General features: G+C 59.7%; 21 protein-coding genes and 1 tRNA gene. 15 read left to right on the forward strand and 7 right to left on the reverse strand.

The window, feature by feature from the left end; translation table 11 throughout:
* The first annotated feature begins 116 nt into the window (after positions 1–116).
* The 4 genes from ACXYMP_RS08835 (at position 117) to ACXYMP_RS08850 (ending at position 7867) form a co-directional block, all read left to right on the forward strand.
* Positions 117–548: an Lrp/AsnC family transcriptional regulator gene (locus ACXYMP_RS08835; protein WP_458905725.1), complete on the forward strand. Its 432-nt coding sequence runs from the start codon at positions 117–119 to the stop codon at positions 546–548.
* A 45-nt stretch (positions 549–593) separates the two neighbouring features.
* Positions 594–2222 (forward strand): alpha-D-glucose phosphate-specific phosphoglucomutase, encoded by a 1629-nt coding sequence (locus tag ACXYMP_RS08840; RefSeq protein ID WP_458905727.1) that lies wholly within the window; start codon positions 594–596, stop codon positions 2220–2222.
* Between the two features lie 336 nt (positions 2223–2558).
* Positions 2559–4598 (forward strand): autotransporter domain-containing protein, encoded by a 2040-nt coding sequence (locus ACXYMP_RS08845; protein WP_458905729.1) that lies wholly within the window; start codon positions 2559–2561, stop codon positions 4596–4598.
* Between the two features lie 125 nt (positions 4599–4723).
* Positions 4724–7867: a valine--tRNA ligase gene (locus ACXYMP_RS08850; RefSeq protein ID WP_458905731.1), complete on the forward strand. Its 3144-nt coding sequence runs from the start codon at positions 4724–4726 to the stop codon at positions 7865–7867.
* 62 nt (positions 7868–7929) lie between these two features.
* On the opposite strand, the gene ACXYMP_RS08855 is transcribed toward ACXYMP_RS08850, so the two are convergent.
* Complete coding sequence (locus ACXYMP_RS08855) at positions 7930–8097, reverse strand: Tat pathway signal protein (RefSeq protein WP_458905733.1); 168 nt, start codon at positions 8095–8097, stop codon at positions 7930–7932.
* Positions 8098–8202: 105 nt separating this feature from the next.
* Between ACXYMP_RS08855 and ACXYMP_RS08860 the strand changes: the two genes are divergently transcribed.
* Positions 8203–9315, forward strand: a complete 1113-nt coding sequence (locus ACXYMP_RS08860) for a pyridoxal phosphate-dependent aminotransferase (protein ID WP_458905735.1) — start codon at positions 8203–8205, stop codon at positions 9313–9315.
* Here ACXYMP_RS08860 and ACXYMP_RS08865 read toward each other — a convergent pair.
* Positions 9312–10511 carry a pyridoxal-phosphate-dependent aminotransferase family protein gene (locus ACXYMP_RS08865; protein WP_458905737.1) on the reverse strand — a complete coding sequence of 400 codons (1200 nt, stop codon included), beginning with the start codon at positions 10509–10511 and terminating at the stop codon, positions 9312–9314. The genes ACXYMP_RS08860 and ACXYMP_RS08865 overlap by 4 nt on opposite strands.
* Positions 10512–10669: 158 nt before the next feature.
* On the opposite strand from ACXYMP_RS08865, the gene ACXYMP_RS08870 reads away from it, so the two are divergent.
* Genes ACXYMP_RS08870 through ACXYMP_RS08885 form a run of 4 tightly spaced genes read left to right on the forward strand, consistent with a single transcriptional unit; the run spans position 10670 to position 14810 of the window.
* Positions 10670–11356, forward strand: a complete 687-nt coding sequence (locus ACXYMP_RS08870; RefSeq protein WP_458905739.1) for a tyrosine-protein phosphatase — start codon at positions 10670–10672, stop codon at positions 11354–11356.
* On the forward strand, positions 11353–13221 hold the full coding sequence (locus ACXYMP_RS08875; RefSeq protein ID WP_458905741.1) for an ABC transporter ATP-binding protein: 1869 nt from the start codon (positions 11353–11355) through the stop codon (positions 13219–13221). The genes ACXYMP_RS08870 and ACXYMP_RS08875 overlap by 4 nt, the downstream gene beginning before the upstream one ends.
* A gap of 54 nt (positions 13222–13275) precedes the next feature.
* Positions 13276–14019, forward strand: coding sequence for a CAF17-like 4Fe-4S cluster assembly/insertion protein YgfZ (gene ygfZ / locus ACXYMP_RS08880; protein WP_298565540.1), 744 nt, complete (start codon positions 13276–13278; stop codon positions 14017–14019).
* A 14-nt stretch (positions 14020–14033) separates the two neighbouring features.
* Complete coding sequence (locus ACXYMP_RS08885; protein WP_298565539.1) at positions 14034–14810, forward strand: fructosamine kinase family protein; 777 nt, start codon at positions 14034–14036, stop codon at positions 14808–14810.
* 3 nt (positions 14811–14813) lie between these two features.
* On the opposite strand, the gene ACXYMP_RS08890 is transcribed toward ACXYMP_RS08885, so the two are convergent.
* Entirely contained in the window at positions 14814–15359 is a 546-nt protein-coding gene (locus ACXYMP_RS08890) for an rRNA large subunit pseudouridine synthase E (RefSeq protein ID WP_298565537.1), read from the reverse strand.
* Between the two features lie 67 nt (positions 15360–15426).
* Positions 15427–15990, reverse strand: coding sequence for an elongation factor P (gene efp, locus ACXYMP_RS08895; protein WP_298565535.1), 564 nt, complete (start codon positions 15988–15990; stop codon positions 15427–15429).
* Positions 15991–16200: 210 nt separating this feature from the next.
* Here efp and ACXYMP_RS08900 point away from each other — a divergent pair, with 210 nt between their 5' ends.
* Positions 16201–16518: a DUF6280 family protein gene (locus ACXYMP_RS08900; RefSeq protein ID WP_298565534.1), complete on the forward strand. Its 318-nt coding sequence runs from the start codon at positions 16201–16203 to the stop codon at positions 16516–16518.
* 120 nt (positions 16519–16638) lie between these two features.
* Complete coding sequence (locus ACXYMP_RS08905) at positions 16639–18084, forward strand: cobyric acid synthase (RefSeq protein WP_458905746.1); 1446 nt, start codon at positions 16639–16641, stop codon at positions 18082–18084.
* A 12-nt stretch (positions 18085–18096) separates the two neighbouring features.
* On the opposite strand, the gene ACXYMP_RS08910 is transcribed toward ACXYMP_RS08905, so the two are convergent.
* The 3 genes from ACXYMP_RS08910 to ACXYMP_RS08920 form a co-directional block, all read right to left on the reverse strand.
* Positions 18097–19098, reverse strand: coding sequence for a hypothetical protein (locus tag ACXYMP_RS08910; RefSeq protein ID WP_458905748.1), 1002 nt, complete (start codon positions 19096–19098; stop codon positions 18097–18099).
* Positions 19099–19199: 101 nt separating this feature from the next.
* On the reverse strand, positions 19200–20606 hold the full coding sequence (locus ACXYMP_RS08915; RefSeq protein WP_298565528.1) for a TolC family outer membrane protein: 1407 nt from the start codon (positions 20604–20606) through the stop codon (positions 19200–19202).
* A 55-nt stretch (positions 20607–20661) separates the two neighbouring features.
* Positions 20662–21315, reverse strand: a complete 654-nt coding sequence (locus ACXYMP_RS08920) for a protein-L-isoaspartate O-methyltransferase family protein (protein WP_458905750.1) — start codon at positions 21313–21315, stop codon at positions 20662–20664.
* A gap of 199 nt (positions 21316–21514) precedes the next feature.
* Here ACXYMP_RS08920 and ACXYMP_RS08925 point away from each other — a divergent pair.
* The 4 genes from ACXYMP_RS08925 (at position 21515) to ACXYMP_RS08940 (ending at position 24519) form a co-directional block, all read left to right on the forward strand.
* A tRNA-Cys gene (locus tag ACXYMP_RS08925) sits at positions 21515–21588 on the forward strand.
* 436 nt (positions 21589–22024) lie between these two features.
* Complete coding sequence (locus ACXYMP_RS08930; RefSeq protein ID WP_298565435.1) at positions 22025–22516, forward strand: ATP-dependent zinc protease family protein; 492 nt, start codon at positions 22025–22027, stop codon at positions 22514–22516.
* Positions 22517–22570: 54 nt separating this feature from the next.
* Positions 22571–23476: a 30S ribosomal protein S6--L-glutamate ligase gene (rimK, locus tag ACXYMP_RS08935; protein ID WP_298565433.1), complete on the forward strand. Its 906-nt coding sequence runs from the start codon at positions 22571–22573 to the stop codon at positions 23474–23476.
* Positions 23476–24519, forward strand: coding sequence for a succinylglutamate desuccinylase/aspartoacylase family protein (locus tag ACXYMP_RS08940; protein ID WP_458905753.1), 1044 nt, complete (start codon positions 23476–23478; stop codon positions 24517–24519). The genes rimK and ACXYMP_RS08940 overlap by 1 nt, the downstream gene beginning before the upstream one ends.
* Positions 24520–24566: the final 47 nt, after the last annotated feature.

Genomic DNA, 24566 nt, shown 5'->3' on the forward strand with positions numbered 1-24566 from the left:
TAGAGTGTCTGTTCGCGGTCACATGTTAAGAATCTGGCCCGCGACCGTCGATTTCCAGTGGCATTTCATACCAAATGTAAGGTATTTTCCGACGAAACATCGAAGGATTTAGGCGAATGGACGAAAAAGACCGCGAGTTGATCGCCCAGCTGGAAACAAATGCGCGCCTTCCCGTGGCCACGCTCGCGCGGCGGCTTGGTCTTGCGCGCTCCACCGTGCAGGCGCGGATTGAACGGTTGGAAGAAAAGGGGATCATCGCGGGATATGCCTTGCGTCTGGGCGACGCGGCGCGCGGCGACCGGATCCGCGCTACCGTCTTGATCGCAATCGAACCGCGCTCGACCCCGGCTGTATTGGCGCGGCTCAAAACGATGCCGCAGGTCGAAACGGCCCATACGGCCTCGGGAAGATTTGACATGATCCTGCAAATTGCAGCGGCCTCGACCACTGTGCTCGACCAAAGTCTTGATGCTATTGGCGAAATCGACGGGGTCAAAAGCTCAGAAAGCCTTATCCATCTCTCGACGCGGATCAATCGGCTAGGTTAACATGTCGCCATTCTATGCCGACTGAATTCTGGACGAGGTTCCCCAATGCAAATTTCCACCTGCACGACCAAACCGATCGACGGGCAGGTCCCCGGCACCTCCGGGTTGCGCAAGAAAGTCGAGGTGTTTTCGCAGCCCGGCTACCTTGAGACCTACGTGCAGGCGATCTTTGACGCGATCGACCCCGCAGGCAAGACATTGGTGATGGGCGGCGACGGGCGGTATTTCAATCGCACCGCGATGTCGACGATCTTGCGCATGGCGGCGGCGAATGGCGTGGCGCGGGTGATCATCGGTCAGAACGGCTTGCTGTCGACACCAGCCGCCAGCCACCTGATCCGCAAACGTGCAGCCGATGGCGGGTTGATCCTGTCGGCAAGCCACAACCCCGGTGGACCCAAGGGCGATTTTGGCCTGAAATACAACGTCGCCAATGGCGGCCCCGCCCCCGAGGCCGTTACCGACGCCATCGTTGCCTGTGCAAAACAGATCACCCGCTACCAGATTGCGGATATGGCCGCCCCATCTTTGGATCGGATCGGCGAAACCACATTGGGCGATATGGAGGTCGAGGTGGTGGACCCGGTTTCGGACTACGCGGACCTGATGGAGACCTTGTTCGACTTCGACGCAATCCGCGACCTGATCGCCGGCGGGTTTACACTGTGCTTTGACGCAATGCATGCGGTGACCGGCCCCTATGCCACGGCCATTTTAGAACATCGGCTTGGCGCGAAAAAAGGCAGCGTGGTCAACGCCGAACCAAGCGAGACCTTCGGCGGCGGGCACCCCGATCCCAACCCGGTCTGGGCGAAACCGCTTTTTGATCTGATGCATAGCTCCGACGCGCCCGATTTTGGTGCAGCCTCGGATGGCGATGGGGATCGCAACATGATCGTGGGGCGGGCTGCCTATGTAACCCCTTCCGACAGCCTGGCCATTCTGGCGGCCAACGCACAGCTTGCGCCGGGCTATGCGCAGGGTCTCAAGGGCATTGCACGCTCGATGCCAACCTCGGCGGCAGCCGATCGGGTTGCCGAAGCTTTGGGGATCGAGATCTTCCGCACACCAACCGGCTGGAAGTTTTTCGGCAACTTGCTGGATGCCGGGCGCGTGACCATCTGCGGCGAAGAAAGCGCAGGCACTGGTTCCGATCACGTGCGTGAAAAAGATGGCCTGTGGGCGGTGCTGTTGTGGCTGAACATTCTGGCCGCGCGCAAGGAACCGGTCGCAGACATCCTGAGGGCGCATTGGGCTAAATATGGTCGCGACTACTATTCGCGTCACGATTTCGAGGCGATCGAAAGCGAAAAAGCCCAAGCCTTGATGGATAGACTGATTGCCGCGCTGCCCAATCTACCCGGTCAAAGCGCCGCGGGGCTGTCCGTTAAATCGGCCGAGAATTTTGCCTATACCGACCCGATCGACGGGTCAGAAAGCGTCGGTCAGGGGATCATCCTGACATTTACGACCAACGCACGCGCAATGTTGCGACTTTCCGGCACCGGCACAGAAGGGGCGACCTTGCGGGTCTATCTGGAACAATATGCCGCGCCAGACCAGCGCCACGACACTGACGCACAGACCGCCTTGGAGCACGTGATCAAGGCCACGATGTCGCTTGCAAGGGTCGAGCATTTCACAGGGCGCAGTGCTCCGGATGTGATCAGCTGACGCATAGAAAGCGAAGGTGTGCGGTGGGATTGGTTGCTTTAAGCAACTTTTGAGTTGCGAAAATGCGAGATTCAGAGCGCCCTTGCCCGTCAGGCCAGGAACCCGGCCTTTACCTCAACGCCACACGAACTAACAAAGCCCTTTAATTCTTGGCTTTTCGCCTTTCTCAAGGCATAGTTAACCTAAGTTAACGGGTGTGGATTTGCGTCTGAAGCGTGCAAGATCGCGGCCGAGGGCAAGGGGAACAAAATGAGCTTGTGCATAACACGAAAAAGAGGGCGGCACGGGTGTGCCACTACGGTAAATCTAGGGATCGCAAAAAGCATTATTGCAAGCGTGGCCTTGGCTGCAAGCGTGCAGGGCAGCCATGCAGCAGGGCCTACGTTTGAACAGATCCCAACCCTTCCGCCAGCAACCGGGCTCGCTTTTTCCGAAGCCTTTGCGGTCTCGGGCGACGGCAAGCTGGTCGTCGGGTTTTCACAATCTGCCACCGGGATCCCGCAAGCCTTCACATTCCAGAACAGCGCTTTAGCCGCACTTGACCCCAGCTTCTCGGGCACCTTCAGCGCAGCGCGCGGGGTCAGCGATGACGGATCGGTGATTGTTGGCGAGCTGACGGTCGGGGCCGGCCAACCGACAGCCTTTTACTGGACCGCGGGCTCTGGGATGGTGGCAGCACCCCCGATGCTGGGCGGCAACAGCTTTGCCAACGGTGTCAGCGGCAATGGAAAGAAAATCATCGGCACGATGGGGAACGGCTCGCTGCCGCAACGCGCGTTTGTCTGGGACCGGAAGACCGGCACCGTAACCGATATCGGCACCCTGAAAAGCGACCTGAGCGGGCTTGCGCGGGCCAACGGCGTTGACGATAGCGGGAATGTGGTCGTTGGCGGAGCCTCGGCTCGCAATGGCTTCCACGCCTTCCGCTGGACACCGACCGGCGGCATGCAGGATTTGGGCACCATCGGCGGCGTGAAAGGGTTCAGCGAAGCCCATGCCGTTAGCGGCGATGGCCTGGTGGTCGTTGGGCGCTCTGCCATTCCTGCACCGGTGGACAACCGGGCATTTCGTTGGTCAGAGGGAACCGGCATGGTGCAATTGTTGGCACCAAACGAAGCCGACCTGCGCGAAACGCGCGCGTTGGCTGTCAGCCAAGACGGCACTTACGTCGCCGGGTTCACCATTGCACAAACACCCAAACGCTTCCGCGCGATCCGATGGGACGGCGCAGGAACCGGGATGTATCTGGGCGACCTGACCCCCAACAACGATGGCAACTCGCGGGCCACCGGAATCAGCGATGATGGCAGCATCGTTGTCGGCGTGTCCGAGTTCGATGCGAGCACGAACCTTCGCGGGTTTATCTGGCGCGAGAACCGAAAGGCGCCGGGCGGCACGATGCTGGACCACGTCAACACTTTGGCACAGGTGGCGCAAGGCGCTGCCGATCAGGCCAGCGCAGCCGCAACAATCGCCAACCTTGCCCAATTCGTGCTGGGACAGGAAATCGCAGCACCATCAGGCGGTTTGGCGGGCGAAGCCCTGTCCAGCCGTGGCGAAGGCGGGCCGATGCCCATCGCGATGCGCGTTTCCATTGGGGCCAGTCGCAGCGACGATGACAACGATGCCGTCGTCGGGGGTTTGACTGCTGCAACCGCCCTGACGCCTTCGTTGACCCTTGGCGGCTATATCGGTCTTGGATCGGACAACAACACGCTTGGCAGTTTCGGGATCGATGGGAATTTCACAAGCTATGGTCTGTTTCTGCGCAACGGTGCAGTGGGTGGCGAGGGGCTGACATGGAAAGTCGCCGCAGCGCAAACGCGCGCGGATGTGGACATCACCCGATCCACGCAGCTGGCCAACACCGAAACCGGCGCCGGTTCGTCGGAGATGCGCGCTCAGGCGGCCTCGGTCGAGCTGGGATACGGCATGCGGTATGGCACCGCACATGTCACACCATTTGCCCGACTTGCACGGTCATCTGTCACCCGCGACGGATATACCGAAACCGGCAACGTCGCCTTCCCGGTGACCTACGATGATTACGAGATCACAGCAACAGTCGCGACATTGGGCGCGAATGTCGGCAAAGCCGTGTCGGACGCCGGATGGCTAAGCTTTTCGGCTGGGGTAGAGTGGGATTTGTCGCGCAACTCCGGGCCTGTAACAGGCACAAGCGATATTCCGGGCATGACAAACTTTTCCATCGCCGGTCCGATAACGGAACGTGATCGCCGCGTCTTTGCCGAAGTCCGCTATACCCACCAATTGGGCAACGGGCGCGCTTTTGATATTGGGATCGGCGCGACACAGACCCCATATTCGAAAGAGGCGACCGCCATGGCGTCGATCGGTTATCAGATGAACTTCTGACCCAACGCACCTTTGAAAAGCTACGCCCGGGCCCAGCGCTCGTGCGTTGTCTTTTGGGACCGGGCTTCCCCTTTCCGTTCGTCTTGGGTAAACGGTCTTGAACTCATACGACTTGGGACAAAACCATGGCCATGGACAAGACCTTCGACGCGGCATCTGCCGAGGCACGCATCTATCAAACCTGGGAAGACGCGGGCGCTTTCAAAGCGGGTGCAAACGCCAAACCGGGCGCGGACAGCTTCGCGATCATGATCCCGCCGCCCAACGTCACGGGCGCGCTGCATGTGGGCCATGCGTTCAACAACACCTTGCAGGACATTCTGATCCGCTGGCACCGGATGCGGGGCTTTGACACGCTGTGGCAACCTGGTCAGGACCACGCGGGCATCGCCACGCAGTTGCAGGTTGAAAAGATGCTGGCTGAGACACAGCAACCGGGCCGTCGCGAATTGGGCCGTGAGAAATTTCTTGAGAAGGTCTGGGAATGGAAGGGCAATTCCGGCTCGACCATCATCAACCAGTTGAAGCGTTTGGGCTCCACCTGTGACTGGTCGCGCAACGCGTTCACCATGGCGGGTGCGCCGGGCGATCCGCGCACGGGTCACGAGAATTCAGCCAACTTCCACGATGCCGTTCTGAAGGTCTTCGTGGATATGTATGACAAGGGCCTGATCTATCGCGGCAAGCGGCTGGTCAACTGGGACCCGCATTTTGAGACCGCGATTTCGGACCTTGAGGTCGAGAATATCGAGACGCCCGGCCACATGTGGCACTTCAAATACCCGCTGGCGGGTGGTGCGACATATACCTATGTCGAAAAGGATGAGGACGGGAATGTCACACTCAGCGAGGAGCGCGACTATATCTCGATCGCCACGACCCGGCCCGAAACCATGCTGGGTGACGGCGCGGTGGCCGTGCACCCCGATGACACGCGCTATGCGCCCATCGTGGGCAAGCTGTGCGAAATCCCCGTGGGTCCGAAAGAGCATCGCCGCCTGATCCCGATCATCACCGATGAATACCCGGATATGAATTTTGGCTCGGGTGCTGTGAAAATCACTGGCGCGCATGACTTCAACGACTATCAGGTCGCCAAACGTGGCAATATTCCGATGTATTCGCTGATGGATACACGCGGACACATGCGGGCCGATGGCCTGCCCTATGCCGAAGAAGCCGCGACCGCCCAGCGCATCGCCAATGGCGAAGAAGGGTTCGACGAGGCAAAGATTGCCGCGATGAACCTTGTCCCGGATGAGTTCCGTGGGCTGGACAGGTTTGACGCGCGCAAACTGGTGGTTGACCAGATCACAGCCGAGGGTCTGGCCGTGATGCACGACGTCACCCGGACCGAAAAGGACGAAGACGGCGTTGAGACCCAGATCACCGAGACCGTGCCCTACGTCGAGAGCAAACCAATCATGCAGCCCTTCGGCGACCGCTCGAAAGTGGTCATTGAGCCGATGCTGACCGACCAGTGGTTCGTGGATGCCGAGAAAATCGCCGGCCCCGCGCTGGACGCTGTGCGCAATGGCGACGTGAAGATCATGCCGGAAAGCGGCGAGAAGGTCTTCTTTCATTGGCTGGAAAACATCGAACCGTGGTGCATCTCGCGCCAGCTGTGGTGGGGGCATCAGGTGCCTGTTTGGTATGGCCTTGACCTGTCGGGTGAAGGCTTCTCGGACGACGAAGGCAACAACGCACTTGATCTGGTGGAAATGGGCCGTCTGCTGCTGCAACAAGACATGCTGCCCGGCCATGAACATAGCCACTGTGCCCATGACTTCGACGCGGTGACGCCGAAATTCGATGAAGTGCTTGTCACCCTGCCCACGCCCCTGAGCCATGCGCGGGTGATCGAAGTGGCGGACCGTGGAGCCGCAATTCATGCACTGGCCGAAAGCCTTGCCGCCTATGAGACCACGCAGGACCCAACCAAGCTGGTCTATCCCGTGTGGCGCGACCCCGACGTGCTCGACACATGGTTTTCGTCGGGCCTCTGGCCCTTCGGGACGCTGGGCTGGCCTCAGGACACCGACGAACTGAACCGCTTCTTCCCCGGTGACGTGCTGATCACTGGGCAGGACATCCTGTTCTTCTGGGTCGCCCGGATGATGATGATGAGCCAGGCGGTGACGGGCAAGAACCCGTTCCACACGGTCTATCTGCACGGTCTTGTCCGTGACGAGAAGGGCAAGAAGATGTCCAAGACCACCGGCAACGTGATCGACCCGCTGGAAATCATCGACGAATACGGTGCGGATGCGCTGCGGTTCACCAACACCTCCATGGCATCCATCGGCGGCGTGTTGAAGCTGTCGCGCGAACGCATCGCGGGCTATCGCAATTTCGGCACCAAGCTGTGGAATGCCGCCCGCTTTGCCGAAATGAACGACTGCAAACCGGTCGCCGGGTTCGACCCGAAAAGCCCGACCCAGACGGTGAACCGCTGGATCATCTCGGAAACTGCGCGGGTCCGCGTTGAAGTTGACGAGGCGCTGACCGCCTATCGTTTCAACGACGCCGCCAACGGGCTTTATGCCTATGTCTGGGGCAAGGTCTGCGACTGGTATGTGGAGTTCTCGAAGCCTCTGTTGAATTCGGAAGACGTGGCTGTGCTGGCCGAAACCCGTGCCACCATGGCGTGGGTGATCGACCAATGCCTGATCATGTTGCACCCGATCATGCCCTTCATCACCGAAGATCTGTGGGGGCAGATTGCCGCCCGCGACACGATGCTGATCCATGCCGACTGGCCGACCTATGGTGAAGAACTGGCCGATGGCGACGCCGCGCGCGAGATGAACTGGGTGATCTCGCTGATCGAAAACATCCGCTCGGCGCGCGCGCAGATGCATGTCCCTGCCGGCTTGAAAGTGCCGCTGATCCTGCAAGAGCTGGATGACGCAGGCCGCACCGCATGGGCGGGCAACGAGGTGATGATCAAACGCATGGCGCGGATTGACAGCATGACCGAGATGGCGGACCTGCCCAAGGGTTGCATCACCATCGCGGTGGCGGGCGGCATCTTCGCCCTGCCCTTGGCCGACATTATCGACGTCGGTGAAGAAATTGCGCGCCTTGAAAAGTCACTCGGCAAGCTTGGCAAGGAATTGGGCGGATTGCGTGGACGGTTGAACAACCCGAAATTCGCAGCAAGCGCTCCGGCAGAGGTTGTGGCCGAGGCCCGCGCCAATCTGGCCGCCCGAGAAGAGGAAGAAGCGACGCTGCTGACCGCGCTCTCCCGTCTTCAGGAAATCGGTTAAGGCCATCGGCAGCAAACTGAACATCAGGCCGGGCAAGCAGTCCGGCCTGTTTTGTTTGTGCCTTACGGCACCAGCCGTTCCACCGCGCGCATCATCCCAAGCGACTTGTCATAGACAAGCGTCAGAACGCGGCGCATCGGCGGAGAACTAACGGCCTTGCTGGCGATCTGTGGCAACCCACGGGTCGCCCCAGCCGCGGCCGCACTGGCCAGAAAAAGTCGGCGGTTCATTTTGGGCATAGCGCGCCCTCCACTCGTTAAGAACTCGTCATATTTGGGTGTTGCCGCTCGATTTTCAACCTTGTCGCCTGCGATCTGCCCTGCTCTAACACCCCTATGACCAAGACCTATGCCCGCCTGACCCCGCTTGCCGAAAGCCTTCCCGCGACCGTCCCATTTGTGGGCCCCGAAACGCAGGAACGCGCCCGTGGCCGTGCCTTCGCCGCACGTCTGGGTGCCAATGAAAACACGTTCGGCCCCTCGCCCCACGCCATCGCCGCGATGGCAGATGCCGCCAAGGATGTGTGGATGTATGGCGACCCGGAGAACTTCGAGTTGCGCACCGCACTGGCCGTGCATCATCAGATCGACGCTGACAACATCATGGTCGGTGAAGGCATTGACGGGCTGCTGGGCTATCTTGCGCGGCTGCTGGTGGGTCCGGGCGATGTGGTTGTGACGTCGCAAGGCGCATACCCGACCTTCAATTATCACGTTGCGGGCTTTGGTGGGCGGATCGAGACCGTGCCTTACAAGGACGACCATGAAGACCCCGACGCGTTGATCGCCAAGGCGACCGAAACGGGCGCGAAGCTTGTTTATCTCGCCAATCCCGACAACCCGATGGGCACATGGCACAACGCTGATACCATCCAGCGCATGATCGACAGTGTGCCGCAGGGCTGTCTGTTGATCCTTGACGAAGCCTATGTCGAGTTTGCCCCGGACGGCACGGCCCCGCGCCTTGCCCCCGATGACCCCCGTGCCATCCGTATGCGCACCTTTTCAAAGGCTTACGGCATGGCAGGGGCGCGGGTCGGGTATGCGATTGGCGGAAAAGACCTGATCACCGCGTTTCACAAAATCCGCAATCATTTCGGCATGTGTCGGATCAGCCAAGCAGGGGCGCTGGCGGCGCTTCGCGATCAGGATCACCTGTCGCAAACCATCGCCAATGTGGCTGCCGCCAGAACCCGGATAGACCAGATCGCACGCGAAAACGGCTTGACCACCCTGCCCTCTGCCACCAATTTCGTGGCCGTGGATTGTGGTCGCGACGGCGCCTTTGCCAAAGCCGTGCTGGACGCGCTGACCGATCAGGACATCTTCGTGCGCATGCCCTTCGCCGCCCCGCAAAACCGCTGCATCCGTGTGTCAGCGGGTCGCCCAGAAGATCTGGATGCTTTCGCGGCCGCCCTACCGGTCGCGCTGGAAAACGCGCGCGACTAAGCCTCGGCGATCTCGCGCGCGGCGGCATCAAGCGCACCGTGACCGTGCGGGATATCCAAGGCAATCAACCCGGACTGGATCGACGACAGCGCGCCCATCACCATTTGCGCGTTCAGATGCCCCATATGGCCCAGCCGGAAAAACCCGTCTGCGTTGGGGTCGTCTTCGGTTTGCATTCCCAGCCCGATGCCAAGCGTCACGCCGGTCTTATCCTCGGTCCAGCGCCTGAGCGCCGTCCCATGTGGCGCGCCGATCCGCAGCGACGTGACCGCGTTCGACCGATGCGCGCGATCCGCCACGTTCATCTCCAGCGGGCCATCGCAGGACCACGCCTCAAACGCGGCCCAGATCGCGCGGGCAAGATGAGCGTGGCGGGCCCAGACGGCTTGCATCCCGCCCTCCTCGGCGATCATGTCCAGTGCCTCGCGCAGACCATACAGGTGATGGGTGGGGGCCGTGCCGCCAAAAAACTGATAGAACAGTTCGGGGTTGGCGCGGTCGGTCCAATCCCAATACCGCGAAACGCGGGGCATTCCAGCCCGCACCTGCGCGGCCTTGTCGCTGAAAAAGACAAACGCCACGCCCGGCGGCACCATCAGCCCTTTTTGCGAGGCTGTCACGGCGACATCGACACCCCATGCGTCCATTTCAAACCGGTCACAGCCCATCGAAGCGATGCAGTCGACCATCAACAGCGCAGGGTGGCCGGCGGCGTCCATGGCCGCCCGCACAGACGCCACATCGTTCAGGATCGAGGTCGAGGTATCCACATGGGTCAGCAGGATGGCGCGGATGTTGCCGGTTGGGTCCGCGCGCAAAGCAGCCTCGACCCGGTCCGGATCAACAGGTGCGCGCATGCCGAAGTCTTCGACCTGCACGTCGCCCCCCAAAGCCTCGGCCATTTCGCTCCACCCATAGCCAAACCGGCCGGTGCACAGCGATAAGACCCGGTCGCCCGGCGCAAGCACGTTCGACAATGCGGCCTCCCACGCGCCGTGCCCGTTTGCGATATAGATCGCCACATTGTGCCGGGTTCGCGCCACGTCGCGCAGACCTTGGGTCAGGTCCGGCATCATCGCGACCAAGGCGCCCTCATAGATGTTCGGCCCGGGTCGGTGCATTGCGCGCAGCACGCGGTCGGGCATCACAGACGGTCCCGGTATGGCAAGATATGAGCGTCCAAAGGAGAGAGTCATGCGAGTCATCTCGTGTTATCAATCCTCCAAGCGGTAGTGCGCGCCCGCCGCCCCGTCAACTGACCGAAGATCGGGCCGTGCTTGTCTGGACTTGTCCGACAGGCTACACCGCCTCGAAACCGCCCGCGAAACCGTTGGGCCATCCACCCGGAGACACAATGTTTTCCAAGGTCTATGCCCGGATCAAACAGTGGGAACGCAGCTGGAAAAGCTCGTTTGGCACCGATATCTCGACGCCCGAGGCGCGACGGGCCGCGCGGCGTCACAACAACCTCGTGGACCATGCCTTTCTGCGCCGAATCCTGCCCAATCGCTACAAGCTGTCGGACGAGGCATGGCGGTCGAACCAACCCGACCCGGTGCATTTTCCCGCCCTTGCCAAGATCGGCATCAAAAGCGTGATCAACCTGCGCGGGCCGGACAAGTTTTCGTATTATTTGTTCGAGAAAGAGGCCTGTGCGGACTATGGTATGACCCTCTACGATCACGAACTGTTCGCCCGCGTGCTGGGCAGCGCGCAGGATTATCTTGATCTACTCGACCTGATGGACAGTGTCGAAAAGCCGATGCTCATACACTGCAAATCGGGGGCCGACCGCACCGGCATTGCAGCTGCGCTGTATCTGCTGGACCAAAAAGGGGCCAGCATCGACGCGGCACGTGCGCAACTTTCGTTGAAATATGCGCATCAACGCTGGTCAAAGGCAGGTATTCTGGATCATCTTCTAGAAGCCTACGCCACCCAAATCGAAACCGACCCTATGCCCATCCGGGACTGGCTGGCGACCCATTATGACCCCGAGGCGCTAACCGCCTCGTTCCTAGCCAAGCGGAGCAAAGGATGAGCGACCCGAAGCACCCCGACATGATCCGGTGGATCTGGAAAAGCTACATGCGGGCTTACCGGCTACCGCTGATCGCGGCGGTGTTTCTGATGTTGCTGGAAGGGCTGGCCCTTGGCGGGTTGAGCTACATGATCAAACCGATGTTCGATGTGGCGTTCTCATCGGGCAGCACATCGTCGATCATCGGTGTCGCTTTGGGCGTGGCCGGGATCTTCGTCGTTCGCGCCTTTGCCGCCTTCGGACATCGCATCTTGATGGTCCATGTTGGCCAACGCGTGGCCGCCAGGCTTCAGTCGGACATGGTGGCGCATATGCTGACATTGGACAGCAGCTTCTTTCGCGAAAACTCGCCCGGCACCCTGATGGAGCGTGTGCGCGGCGACGCCCAGGCCATCGCCAACATCTGGGAAGTGGTCCTGGCGGCTGTGGCGCGCGATGTCGTGTCGCTTCTGGCGCTGCTGGGTGTGGCGTTGTCGATTGACTGGCTATGGGTCGTTGTCGCCGTTGCGGCCGCACCGATCCTGACCATTCCGATGGGAATCCTTCAAAAACGGGTGCGCCGAACGACAACGGACAGCCGTGCTTCTGCGGCGCAGATCTCGACCCGGCTGGACGAGATCTTTCACGGCATCAACTCGATCAAACTGTCAGGCACCGAACGTCACGAACAGGGTCGCGTCGACCGCGAGATCGACCAGTTCGCGCGCACGCATTTACAAAGCCAAGCCAATCAAGGCGGCATTGTCGCGATGGTTGATATCATTGCGGCCATCGGTTTCTTTGGTGTGCTGGTGTATGGCGGCATCCAGATCAACGCAGGCGTCAAGACCGTCGGCGAATTCATGAGCTTTTTCACCGCGATGGCGTTGGTCTTTGACCCCTTGCGCAATCTGGGCAAGGTTTCGGGCGCGTGGCAGGCTGCCCTTGCCAGCTTGGAACGCATTCGACGTGTGTTCGACGAACGCCCCTCGATCCTGTCGCCAGCCAAACCCGCAGCCCTTCCGGGGTCAGCCACCAAGGCAAAGATCGAACTCCGCGATGTTTCGTTTTCTTACGGGGATACGCCGGTCCTGCGCGGTGCCAGCTTCACGGCAGAAGCCGGAAAGACGACCGCGCTTGTGGGAGCTTCGGGCGCGGGCAAAAGCACCGTCTTCAACCTTTTGACACGGTTGGCGGACGCGAAATCCGGTAAAGTTTTGATCGGCGGCGCAGACGTCACAACCTTACCGCTGGACCAGTTGCGCGGATTGTTTTCCGTGGTGAGCCAAGAGGCGTTGCTGTTTGACGAAACCCTGCGCGACAACATCCTGATGGGCCGCACCGACGTGGGCGAGAAGAAACTTGCCCATGCGCTTGAAGCCGCACATGTGGCCGATTTCCTGCCCCGCATGGAACATGGTCTGGACACCCAAGCCGGCCCGCGCGGATCAAACCTGTCAGGCGGGCAGCGCCAACGCGTCGCCATTGCCCGCGCTGTCTTGCGTGATGCGCCGGTATTGCTGCTGGACGAAGCCACGTCCGCGTTGGATGCAAAATCTGAAAAACTTGTGCAAGAGGCGCTGGACAGACTGTCCAAGGATCGCACGACATTGGTGATCGCGCACCGTCTGGCCACCGTGCGCGACGCCGACAAGATCGTTGTGATGGATCAGGGGCAAGTGGTCGATCAGGGCACCCATGACGAGCTTCTGGCCCGTGGGGGCATCTATGCCCAGCTCTATAAGTTGCAGTTTCAGGACGGGTCCGGTCGGCAAAGCCCGCAACGAGCATCGCGATCATCGCAAAAGGGCCTGAAAGCCTCTGCCACCCAGACAGAGCCTGCGCGCTGGTTCCTGAAACGGCTTTTCTTTCGAAAGCAGTTTTGAGCACTTCCCCTTGCCTCAAGCCCACCTATATTGGGGATGCGACAGGAGAGCCATATGACCACCGACACCACCCGCACCGTGTTTCGGATATCCGGACCTGACCGAGAGGCCTTTTTGCAGGGCCTCGTTTCGAACGACATAGCGAAACTCGCAAGCGGTGCAGTCTATGCGGCCCTTCTGACCCCGCAGGGCAAATATCTGGCCGACTTTTTCTTGGTGCCGGCGACTGACGCGATATTGCTGGATGTCGCCAAACCGCTCGCCGCCGCGCTGTTGCAGCGGTTGACGATGTATAAACTTCGCGCAAACGTCACGATCGAACCCACGCAGATTGAACCCGCGCGCGGGCTGGGCGACGCACCGGCGGGCGCTTTCACCGACCCGCGCCACCCCGCACTTGGCTGGCGCGCCTATGACGGGCGCGACGGGCAGCAAGGCGTTGATTGGGATCAAATTCGGGTGACCCACTGCATCCCTGAAACGGGTATCGAACTGACACCGGACAGCTATGTGCTGGAGGCCGGATTTGAACGGCTGAACGGCGTGGATTTCCACAAGGGCTGCTATGTCGGTCAAGAGGTCACGGCCCGCATGAAGCACAAGACCGAGCTGAAAAAGGGGCTGGTCACTGTCAGCGTCTCAGGCGCAGCCCCGATCGGCAGCCAGATCACCTCAGGTAGCAAGCCCGCAGGACATCTTTTCACCCAAGCAGGCGGTCACGCCATCGCCTATTTGCGGTTCGATCGCGCCGGGCCGGACATGCAGGCCGGCGACGCCAAAGTCTCATGGAGGGGCTAAGCACCGCAATTCGGATGCTACTTGGTGTCGCCATTCAGACGACACGCCCCTTGCATGGCGGCAACCTGTCCACAGTCGAATTGGTCACCTTGATCGATGGTCGCGAGATCGTCGCGAAACACGGACCTCTGGTGGCCCGTGAAGCGCGCATGCTGAAGGCGATTGCCAAGGCCGAAGCACCTGCGCCAATGGTGTTGGGTGTGGCGGGTCAGGTGCTTTTGATGGACGCCTTACCGCAAGCGCCAGCGTCAACCAAGGGCTGGACCGCCTTGGCGCGCGGATTGGGTAAACTGCATGCGACCCATGGCGACCGCTATGGATGGGCGGAGGACTATGCCTTTGGCCACGTCACCATCTCCAACCAACCCTGCGCGACTTGGCCGGAGTTTTGGGCAAATCACCGTCTGCTGCCAGCTGGCGAGAAACTTCCCCCCGCGCTGATGTCCCGGATCGAAGTGCTTGCCAAGCAGCTGCCCGAACGGTTGCCCAGCCACCCGCCCCTCGCCTTGCTGCACGGAGACCTCTGGACAGGCAACGCGCTGTTTACAAGCAACGGCGCTTATTTCATCGACCCGGCCTGTTACTTTGGGCACAACGAAGTTGATCTGGCGATGCTTCATCTTTTCGGCACGCCGCCCGCCGCATTTACTGATTGCTATGGCCCCCTGGAGGCGGACTGGCAGACACGCCGGGCCATCTATCAGCTCTGGCCCGCGCTGGTTCATTGGCGCCTGTTTGGTGCGGGCTACACCCCGATGGTGACAGGCTTGCTGGACCAGCTTGGTGTATGACCGTCACGCGTGCCGCCAACTTCCCGGCGCAAGCCCGTCCAGACACCACTCTCCGATAGAATAGCGGATCAACCGCAAGGTTGGGTGCCCGACGGCTGCCGTCATCCGACGCACTTGGCGGTTACGTCCTTCGCTGATCGTCAGCGCAATCCAACAATCGGGAACCGATTTGCGAAACCGCACAGGGGGATTGCGCGGCCAAAGGGCGGGTGGCGCATCCATGCGCACCACCTTTGCAGGTCGGGTACGCCCGTCTTTCAAATCGACACCCTCACGCAGCGCCTGCAGGGCAACATCATCGGGAATGCCTTCCACCTGCACCCAGTATGTCTTTGGCAACTTGTGCCGCGGATTGGCAATACGTGCTTGCAGCTTGCCGTCGTCGGTCAGAACCAAAAGCCCCTCGCTGTCGCGATCCAACCGACCCGCAGCATAGACACCCGGCAGGTCGATGAAATCGGACAGGGTCTGACGTTTGGTCCCTTCACTTCCCCTGTCTGTGAACTGCGACAGGGTATCGAAAGGTTTGTTGAAAAGGATCGTCGTCATCGGTGGGGTCCAACACATAAGGGCAGAGCCTGCGCCCTGCCCTTTATCATGCATCATCGCAGATTGATCAGGCGCGTTCAGCGTATTCCATGGTTTCGGTGTTCACCACGATCGCCTCGCCGGGGCCAACGAAGGGCGGCACGCTGACGCGAACGCCATTGTCCAACAAAGCCGGCTTGAAGCTGTTGGCTGCGGTTTGCCCTTTCACCACTGGTTCGGTTTCTTCGATCGTGCAGGTCACTTTCTGCGGCAGCGACGCGTTCAGTGCCTCGCTTTCATAAAACTCGACCACAATTGTCATGCCATCCTGCAAGAAGGGGCGCCGCTCGCCAAGCAAATCTGCAGGAAGCTGGATCTGGTCGTAGGTTTCGGTGTCCATGAAGATCAGCATGCCATCATCTTCGTAGAGGAATTGCTGATCTTTTTGCTCCAGCCGAACCCGTTCGACCTTGTCTGCTGACCGGAACCGCTCGTTCAGTTTGGACCCATTGCGCAAATTACGCATCTCGACCTGCGCGAAGGCACCACCCTTGCCGGGCTTCACATGATCGACTTTTACCGCAGCCCAAAGGCCACCATTGTGTTCCAGCACATTGCCGGGACGAATTTCGTTGCCGTTGATCTTGGCCATATCGGAAAACCCATAGAAAAAGGTTGAAGTTTGTTGACCCGCACCTATATCTTGGCGGTCTGCCCGTGGCAAGGCGACGAAATCCGCTCGACCTAGGCATGCACTGGACGCATAGCAGGCATGTATCGGCGGGGATACCGAATCGCGTGGAAAAGGCCATATTGGCCGTCACGCCCGCAAGAACAAGACCAAGAATAATAAAGGACCACCATGCTGGATTCCGTAGACGGCACTGCATTCAACAACGAACAAGGCAATCGCGCCCGCAAGCTTTTTGCGGCGGTGGTCCTTGCCGCGTTGGATGACGCAATTTCCGACGACAAGAAGTATGGCAATGGTCCTGATCAGATTGCCCGCTGGGCCCGGTCGCGTGACGGCCGCGAAGTGTTGAGCTGCGCCGGCATCGACCCGAACGAACGCGTCGTCAAAGGATTGATGGAGTTCGTTTCCAAAGGCGTCCGCACCTCGGTTGCGTTGAGCCGCGAAGAAAGCGAACGCCGCAACGCAGCGCAGGCCGAAGCCGCCTGACGTAGCACAGCCAAAATAGTCGAGAAAAAGCGCGCCTCACTGGGGCGCGTTTTTCGTTTGGTGGCGATATGGGTCAGTTCAGGGCTGGGCAGAAACCTCAAAAGACCATATTCAATCGGCATGACCAAAGCGATCATGATACAGGGCGCAGGCTCAAATGTCGGAAAATCCCTGCTGGTGGCTGGGATCGCGCGGGCATGCCTGAGGCGCGGCCTCTCTGTTGCGCCGTTCAAACCGCAAAACATGTCAAACAACGCTGCCGTAACAACGGATGGCGGCGAGATCGGGCGCGCTCAAGCCTTACAGGCGCGCGCTTGTGGGTTGGACCCGCAGGTGGACATGAACCCCGTGCTGCTGAAACCCGAAACCGATACCGGGGCGCAGGTCATCGTGCAAGGCAAGCGCTTTGCAACGATGAAAGCGCGCGACTATGGCAAAGCGAAAGCTGACCTGATGCCGCGCGTTTTGGAAAGCTATCGCAGGCTGGCCCGAAACCACGACCTGATCTTGGTCGAAGGGGCTGGCAGTCCGGCCGAGATCAACTTGCGGGCAGGCGATATCGCCAATATGGGCTTTGCCGAGGCTGCGGACATTCCGGTCCTTCTGGCAGGTGATATCGACCGGGGTGGCGTCATTGCCCAACTCGTTGGCACCTATGCCGTTCTGCCGCCAGACGACCGCGCACGGATCAAGGCGTTTCTCGTCAACAAGTTTCGCGGTGACCCCAGCCTGTTCACCGAGGGCGCGTCCGCCATCGCAGATCAGACCGGGTGGCGAAATATGGGCACGGTGCCGTGGTTTGCAGATGCGTGGCGATTGCCGGCAGAGGACGTGATGGACATCGCATCACGAGGCGGCGGTGCTTTCAAGGTGGCTGTGCCACGCCTGAAGCGGATCTCCAATTTCGACGACCTGGACCCCTTGGTCAATGAACCCGGTGTGACCGTGGACATCATAGCGCCCGGTCAGGCACTGCCCGGCGACGCCGATCTTGTATTGATCCCCGGTTCGAAATCCACGATTGCCGATTTGGTCGATTTTCGAGCGCAGGGCTGGCATATCGATTTGCACGCCCACATTCGCCGGGGCGGTCATGTGATGGGGATCTGTGGCGGATATCAGATGTTGGGGCGCGAGATCGTTGACCCAGAGGGGCTTGAAGGCCCGCCCGGACGCATTGATGGCCTTGGGCATCTGGATATTTCAACACGGTTGCAGCCTCGCAAAACGCTGGCGCTGACCCGCGCCCAGCACATTGCCTCTGGCGCCCCCGTCGAGGGGTATGAGATCCATCTGGGGCAGACTGAAGGTGCGGATACAGCGCGCGCTTGGCTATCTGTCAACGGGCGCCCCGAAGGAGCCTCAAGCACAGACGGACGCATCCTTGGCTGTTATCTGCATGGCCTTTTCGCATCTGACGCTTTCAGGCGAACCTACCTGCAGAGCCTTGGTGCGACCGTCAGCGACACAGCATTTGATGTGGGCATCGAAAACACGCTGGACGACCTTGCCCGCCATCTTGAGGCCCACTTGGATTTGGACGCGTTGCTTGCAATTGCCGGTTAGGTCGAGCCGTCGCTATTCGAACCCTTTCAGCGTAAAAGCCCGCGCGATTTCGCGCCGCACCAGGCTACGAACCGATCGGGTGATCTTTTCACCCACGTCGCCTTGCAGTTCTTCACGCACCAGGCGAGACACCAGAGCCTGCAAAGCCGCTTCGTCGATCACGTCCGTATCTTCATCCCGAAGATCCAGCGGGTCGACTTGCTCTGCGCCCTGCTCAGCCCCGCGGTTCGCTATTGGAACCTCCGGCAAATCGGCCTTGATCGTCTGCGCACTATAGCTCCGGAACAAGAGAGGCTTTTCCGCAAGGGGCGCTTTTTGTTCTGCCGGTTCCTCGACCGTTTCGCTAACCGTTTCGCTGTCGGTTTCAGCGTCTGTCAGTGCGGCATCTGTCAGTTCGGCGTCAGTGATTTCCAACGACGGTCCGTCGCTTTGCAAATCACGGCCCTCACCTTCAGCGCGAAGGCGGGCTGCGTGAAACTTTAGGACTTCGGCCTGCGCGGTTTCTTCACCGCCATCCGGTTCCCAGCCGCCCAAGGTCGCACTGACAGCGGCTTCCAGCTCTGCAATCCGGTTCTCCAGGCTTTCGGCTTCGCTCGCGGCAGCACCAGAGGGCGTCGCCATCTCGTCAAAGCCAGAAAGCAGCTCAGCATCATCGTATGCGCTGTCGTCATGATCTACTGCGTCTGCCGTGATCTCGTCCTGCGCATCTGCTTCAGGGGAAGCCAGCCCCCCATTCCAATGGGAAAATGTCGGAGGTTCTTCTGGCGTGTCAGATGGCTTGCGCGCGTCAAATGCAATCGGGTGCACAAGTTCCAACACGGGTGCTTTTGTTTCCGCCGCGCTGTCGTCTTGATCTTCCGACCCTGTATCATGCACACGGAACGCTGGCGTGAGCACCAGCTTTTCGCCCGTCACTGCCCGATCCCGGTCATCTGACGACGCGCTTTCGGAAATGAGGCGACGAATCGATGACAGGACATCTTCGATTTCGATGTTGGAGACCGGATCTGACATTTAAAAACTACCTGTAAAGCGACGTGTTGGACCAGTCTATCTGGCCTTCGTTAATTGAACTTTACCCAAACACGTCGCTTCACACAACTGATCCGCGCAGATCAGTCCTTTCCAAGCGCTTCCAGCAGGCTGTCCAGACGCTTGCCCTGAGGGCTAACGCGATGCACCGGCGCGCTTTGCACCGTGTTGAAATAGGCTTCGGGATCATAAGTGACAACGCCAAGCTTCAGGTGCTCGGCGGTCAACAAACCCATCGACGACAGCAACGAATAGGCAGCCAGATACTGGTTTGACTGAGCTGCGATGCGGCTTGCTTCGGCGTCCAGAAGCTCTTGCTCGGCGTTCAACACGTCCAATGTGGTGCGCGACCCCAGTGTCGCTTCTTCGCGGGCCCCGCGCAAAGCAACCCGGCTTGCGCGGATCTGACGTTCTGTCGCTTCAAGGGATGCAGCCGCAATCGCCAGTTGCGCCCAAGCATTGGCGACCCCCTGATCGACCCCAAAGCGGACCTGATACAATCCTGCCCGCGCGGCCTCTGCTTGTGCAACAGCCTTACGGTATTCAGCCGACCGCAAGCCGCCTGAGTAAATCTCGCCGCGAATGGCAACGCCGACGCTGCTGTTCACGCTATCGGTGCCTGACGGAAAGGTCGAACGGTCGGCCCATGTGGTGCGCGCCGTGCCGACAACCGACGGCTTCATCGCGGCCTTGGAAATTGCAATCGCCAGATCTGCCGCAGCAACATTGTGCTGAGCGGCCAGAATGTCCGGGTGGCGTTCACGGGCGACCGCCTTGGCGGCATCCAGTGTCTTGGCCGTCATTGGCAAGGCAGGCGGCGTGGACAATCCATTTGGCATATGGCCAATCGCGGCTTTGTATTCCTCACGGGCGATTGCTAGACTACCCTGAGCAGACGCCGCGCCGGACCGGGCAGCTGCAAGGCGCGCCTGTGCCAGCGCCACATCGGTCTGGGTGACCTCGCCCACTTCAAAGCGATCATTCGCAGCGCGCAATTCCTGTGTCAGAACGCGCACCGAATTGCCTTGCAATTGCACGTTTTCCGCAGCCGAGCGCACATCCAGAAAGGCTTTGACAGCGCGCAGCAAGATCTGTTGCTCAACACCGACAAGGCTTTCGCGCGTCGCAAGCACGACCTCTTTCGCCGCTTCGACCGCCATCTTCCCGCGACCAAAGTTGAAAATGAGGATCTCTGCGGTCAACGTCGCGGACGTTTCCCAATAGTCATCATTCGATACAAGTGATGTCGGATCAGTCCAGCCATGCTGGATTGCATATGACAAAACGGGCCGCAGACGGGATCGCGCGATCGCAACGTCTTCGTCCGTCGCACGCAACAGGGCCTGGTTTTGCTGCAGCAAACCGCTGTGCTTGTAGGCCGAGGCCATCGCGTCAGACAGGCTTTCCGCCATCACTGCGGGAACATGAACAACCGAAAGCACCGCCGCCATGGCCACGCCTGTAAGTTTGCGTTTGATACCAATGGTCATCTTTTTCCCTTTTCCTAACCCGCGTCGCCGTTCCGGCAAGAGCATTTTAACAGCTTTACAATACGAAGCCCCGTGGCGCTTCGAACCCGGCGATCAGCGGTGCGCCTGCGCTAAACCCGTGGCGCCAAACCATGGCCCCATCTATCTTATAGCCGATTTTCACCGTTCCAAGCATCCCCTCTGCGAAGATGCAGGTCATGCGACCACCATCCTTCAATTGGTCGGTCAGAACATCCGGCACGGCTTCGACCGCACCTTGGATCATGATCACGTCATATGGTCCGTTCTTGGCATTGCCTGCCGTAAGCGGACCGGCAATGACCGCCACGTTGTCCACGCCATGCTCGGACAGGGTGGATTGCGCTTCGGCAGCCATCGCTTCGTCTTCTTCCACGGCCACGACGAAATCGGCCAGACGGGCAATCACCGCCGAGCTGTAGCCAAGCCCGCACCCAAGATCGAGCACCAATTCATCTGCCTGTATATCCACAGCATCCAGCATCTTGGCCAGCGTGCGCGGCTCCAGCATTACGCGACCTCCGCCCAGGTCGACATTCTCGCCCATATATGCCGCTTCACGCTTGGAATCCGGCACATAATCTTCGCGCGGAACGGACAACATGGCGTCAAGGATCGGGAACTTGGTCACATCCGAAGGGCGAACCTGCGTGTCCACCATCTTTGTGCGGCGCATGGCAAAATTGGTCATAGCTAGCCTATCTTATCTGAAACGTCGGGCTTCTCTTGCCATAGTTAGCCTATAGCGGCAATCCCGCAAGGAAATATGTGCAATTTCGATCGCGACCGGGCGCCGCAGCTACCCTAAATGAAACGACCACTGCGCCCCTGTCAGTTCCGGGCTGGACAAGTCCCTGCCATTGGCGCTAGAGAAGCCCAACACCACGGATGGCGAGTTGGCGGAGTGGTGACGCAGCGGATTGCAAATCCGTGTACACCGGTTCGATTCCGGTACTCGCCTCCATCCCCATCCAGAAGAAATCTTTATTGTTTGGCACCGCAAAGGCAGCGCATGCGCGATCGCCTCTGACGTCACGAAGCGCCAAATTGGCGGGACATCAGTGGATCGCCGAGAGGCACATCGCTTTCCTCGCATGTTTTTGGTTTACCTGAGCTGTCAAAATGGGAAACAATGACATCTGGGCCTTGCCCGCGTTTACCTTGCTCTATTGGTGTCGCGATCGGTGGGTCAGGCAACACAGGAAAAGAGCGCACTCGGGCCGAATCCAGCACGCGAAACTGCAGACCGGACCGGCTTTGATAATAGCGAATGAGACATTCAATTTGACCCAAGTTATTCCGAAAGAACCATTTGCGCCGCTGGAGACAGGTGGTGCGCTGCACGACACCTCGTCGCACAGCTTAGCGCTTGCCCTGCCTTGTTCGAAAGGTCGCCTGACTTGAAACCGCCCAAAAAATTAAGCAAACGCACGTTCGAGACGATCGGTTGGCGAGAAAACGTTGGCTTGCCGGATTTCGGGATCAGCCGCGTCAAAGCCAAGATTGATACGGGCGCACGCACATCCGCGCTGCATGCCGAAGAACAGCAGCGCTTTTTTCGGGACGATCAGGAATGGGTCCGCTTTCTGACACCCGTAAACGGCAAGCGAAAACTGTCGCAGGTTGAAGCCCAATTGCTGGGCGAACGGGAAATCAAAAACACCGGCGGAATTCCAGAGCGTCGATTGATCGTGCGAACGACCCTGTTACTTGGGCGTCATTGCTGGCACATTGAAGTATCGCTTGCAGACCGAAAGAAAATGGAGTTCGACTTGATCCTCGGGCGGACGGCCATTCGCGGTCGCCATGTCCTTGTGGATCCGGGCAGTTCCTTTCTTGCCGGGCCGCCCCGGATGCGCGATGCAATCGGCAAATCCGCCGAAACGCCTTAGGCGCCACAACAACAAAGCCAAAAGGCATCACGCCAGAGGTTCAGGGAGAAACCGATGAAACTCGCAATGCTGGCCGTTAATTCAAAGCTTTACACCCATCAGCGCCTGAAAGAGGCCGCGGAAGCACGGGGGCATTCACTGGACATCATCAACACGCTGCGTTGCTATATGAACATCGCGTCACGGCGACCAGACGTGTATTACGAGGGTGAAAAGCTGCCAGCCTACGATGCAATCATTCCGCGCATCGGTGCGTCAGTGACGTTTTACGGCATGGCGGTGTTGCGACAGTTTGAGATGCAGGGCGTCTTTCCGCTGAACGAATCCGTTGCCATCGGCCGATCGCGAGACAAGCTCAGGTCCATGCAGCTTTTGGCACGTGAAGGTGTCGGCTTGCCGGTGACCACCTTCGCCAACGACCCCAAGCAGACCGAACAGGTGCTTAAGCTTGCTGGTGACGCCCCATTGGTGATCAAGCTTCTGGAAGGCACACAAGGGATCGGCGTTGTCTTGGCTGACACCAATCGATCCGCCAAATCGGTGATCGAAGCGTTTCGGGGTGCCAATGTTCACGTCCTGGTGCAGGAATTCATCAAAGAAGCCGGCGGCACCGACATTCGGGCGCTTGTGGTTGGCGGAAAGGTCATCGCAGCAATGCAACGCACAGGCGCCGAGGGGGATTTCCGGTCGAACTTGCATCGTGGCGGCTCGGCTAAGGCGATCAAGATTTCACCGGAAGAACGGTTAACTGCGGTTCGATCCGCCAAGTCAATGGGCCTGAATGTCTGTGGCGTGGACATGCTGCGGTCAAATCACGGCCCGGTGGTAATGGAGGTCAATTCCTCGCCGGGGCTTGAGGGCGTCGAAAAGGCGACCGGTATCGACGTGGCGGACAAGATCATCGAGTATCTTGAAAAGAACGCCAAGCCAAACAAAACAAGGACGCGGGGCAAAGGCTGATGCTGAAGGTCGCGCCTTTTGAAATTGGCACCCACCAGATCGCTGCGGGCACGCGCGAAACCGTAGACCTGCCGGTCAGCGTTCTGTCGGACCACACACCGGTCACCATGTCGGTTCATGTGGTTCATGGGCGCAGACCCGGCCCCACGCTGTTTGTCAGCGCAGCGGTGCATGGCGACGAGGTGATCGGCGTCGAGATCGCGCGCCGTTTGATGCAGGCGCGTATGCTGGGCAATATCCGAGGCACGATCCTGATCGCGCCGATCGTCAACACGTTCGGGTTTCTCAACCATTCGCGATATTTGCCCGATCGTCGCGATTTGAACCGGTCCTTTCCAGGCAGCGCGCGCGGGTCACTTGCCAGCCGCTTGGCCCATTTGTTCATGAAAGAAATTGTCGCCCGGTCGGATTTCGGCATCGACCTGCACTCGGCCGCGATACACCGCACCAACTTGCCCCAAATTCGCGTCTCGCCCGCTGACCCTGACACATTGGCCCTTGCCGAGGCTTTTGGCGCGCCAGTGATCCTAACCGCCCCGTTACGCGAAGGGTCGATGCGGCAGGCCGCGCTGGACCATGGCGTGAGTATGTTGCTTTACGAAGCGGGCGAAGGGCTGCGATTCGATGAATTTGCCGTGCGCGCGGGCGTGCGCGGTATTCTTAGGGTAATGCATGCGCTGGACATGATCCCCGTCAAGGGGGTCAGCAAGTCTAAGACTGACAGCGCCTATTCCACGTCCAGCAGCTGGGTGCGCGCACCGGCAGGCGGCTTGATCCGGATGTTCAGATCCACCGGGGAGGCGGTTGATGAAGGCGACGTTTTGGGGATCGTCTCCAACCCGTTCGGGGATGTCGAACACGAGGTCATCGCCCCGATCGCCGGGCTGATCATCGGGCGCACCAACCTTCCTGTCGTGAATGAAGGCGACGGCGTGTTTCACATCGCCAAGGTTCAGAAACGCAACGCCACGGCCGATGCGGTCGATGATATGGCCGCGCAGCTTAGCGCCGATCCTTTGTTCGATGAGGATGAGATTATCTGAGCCAGTGGCGACAATCCTTCGCCAGCTTTCGGTGTTTGCGACAGGGT

Source organism: Aliiroseovarius sp. CAU 1755 (assembly GCF_054482655.1).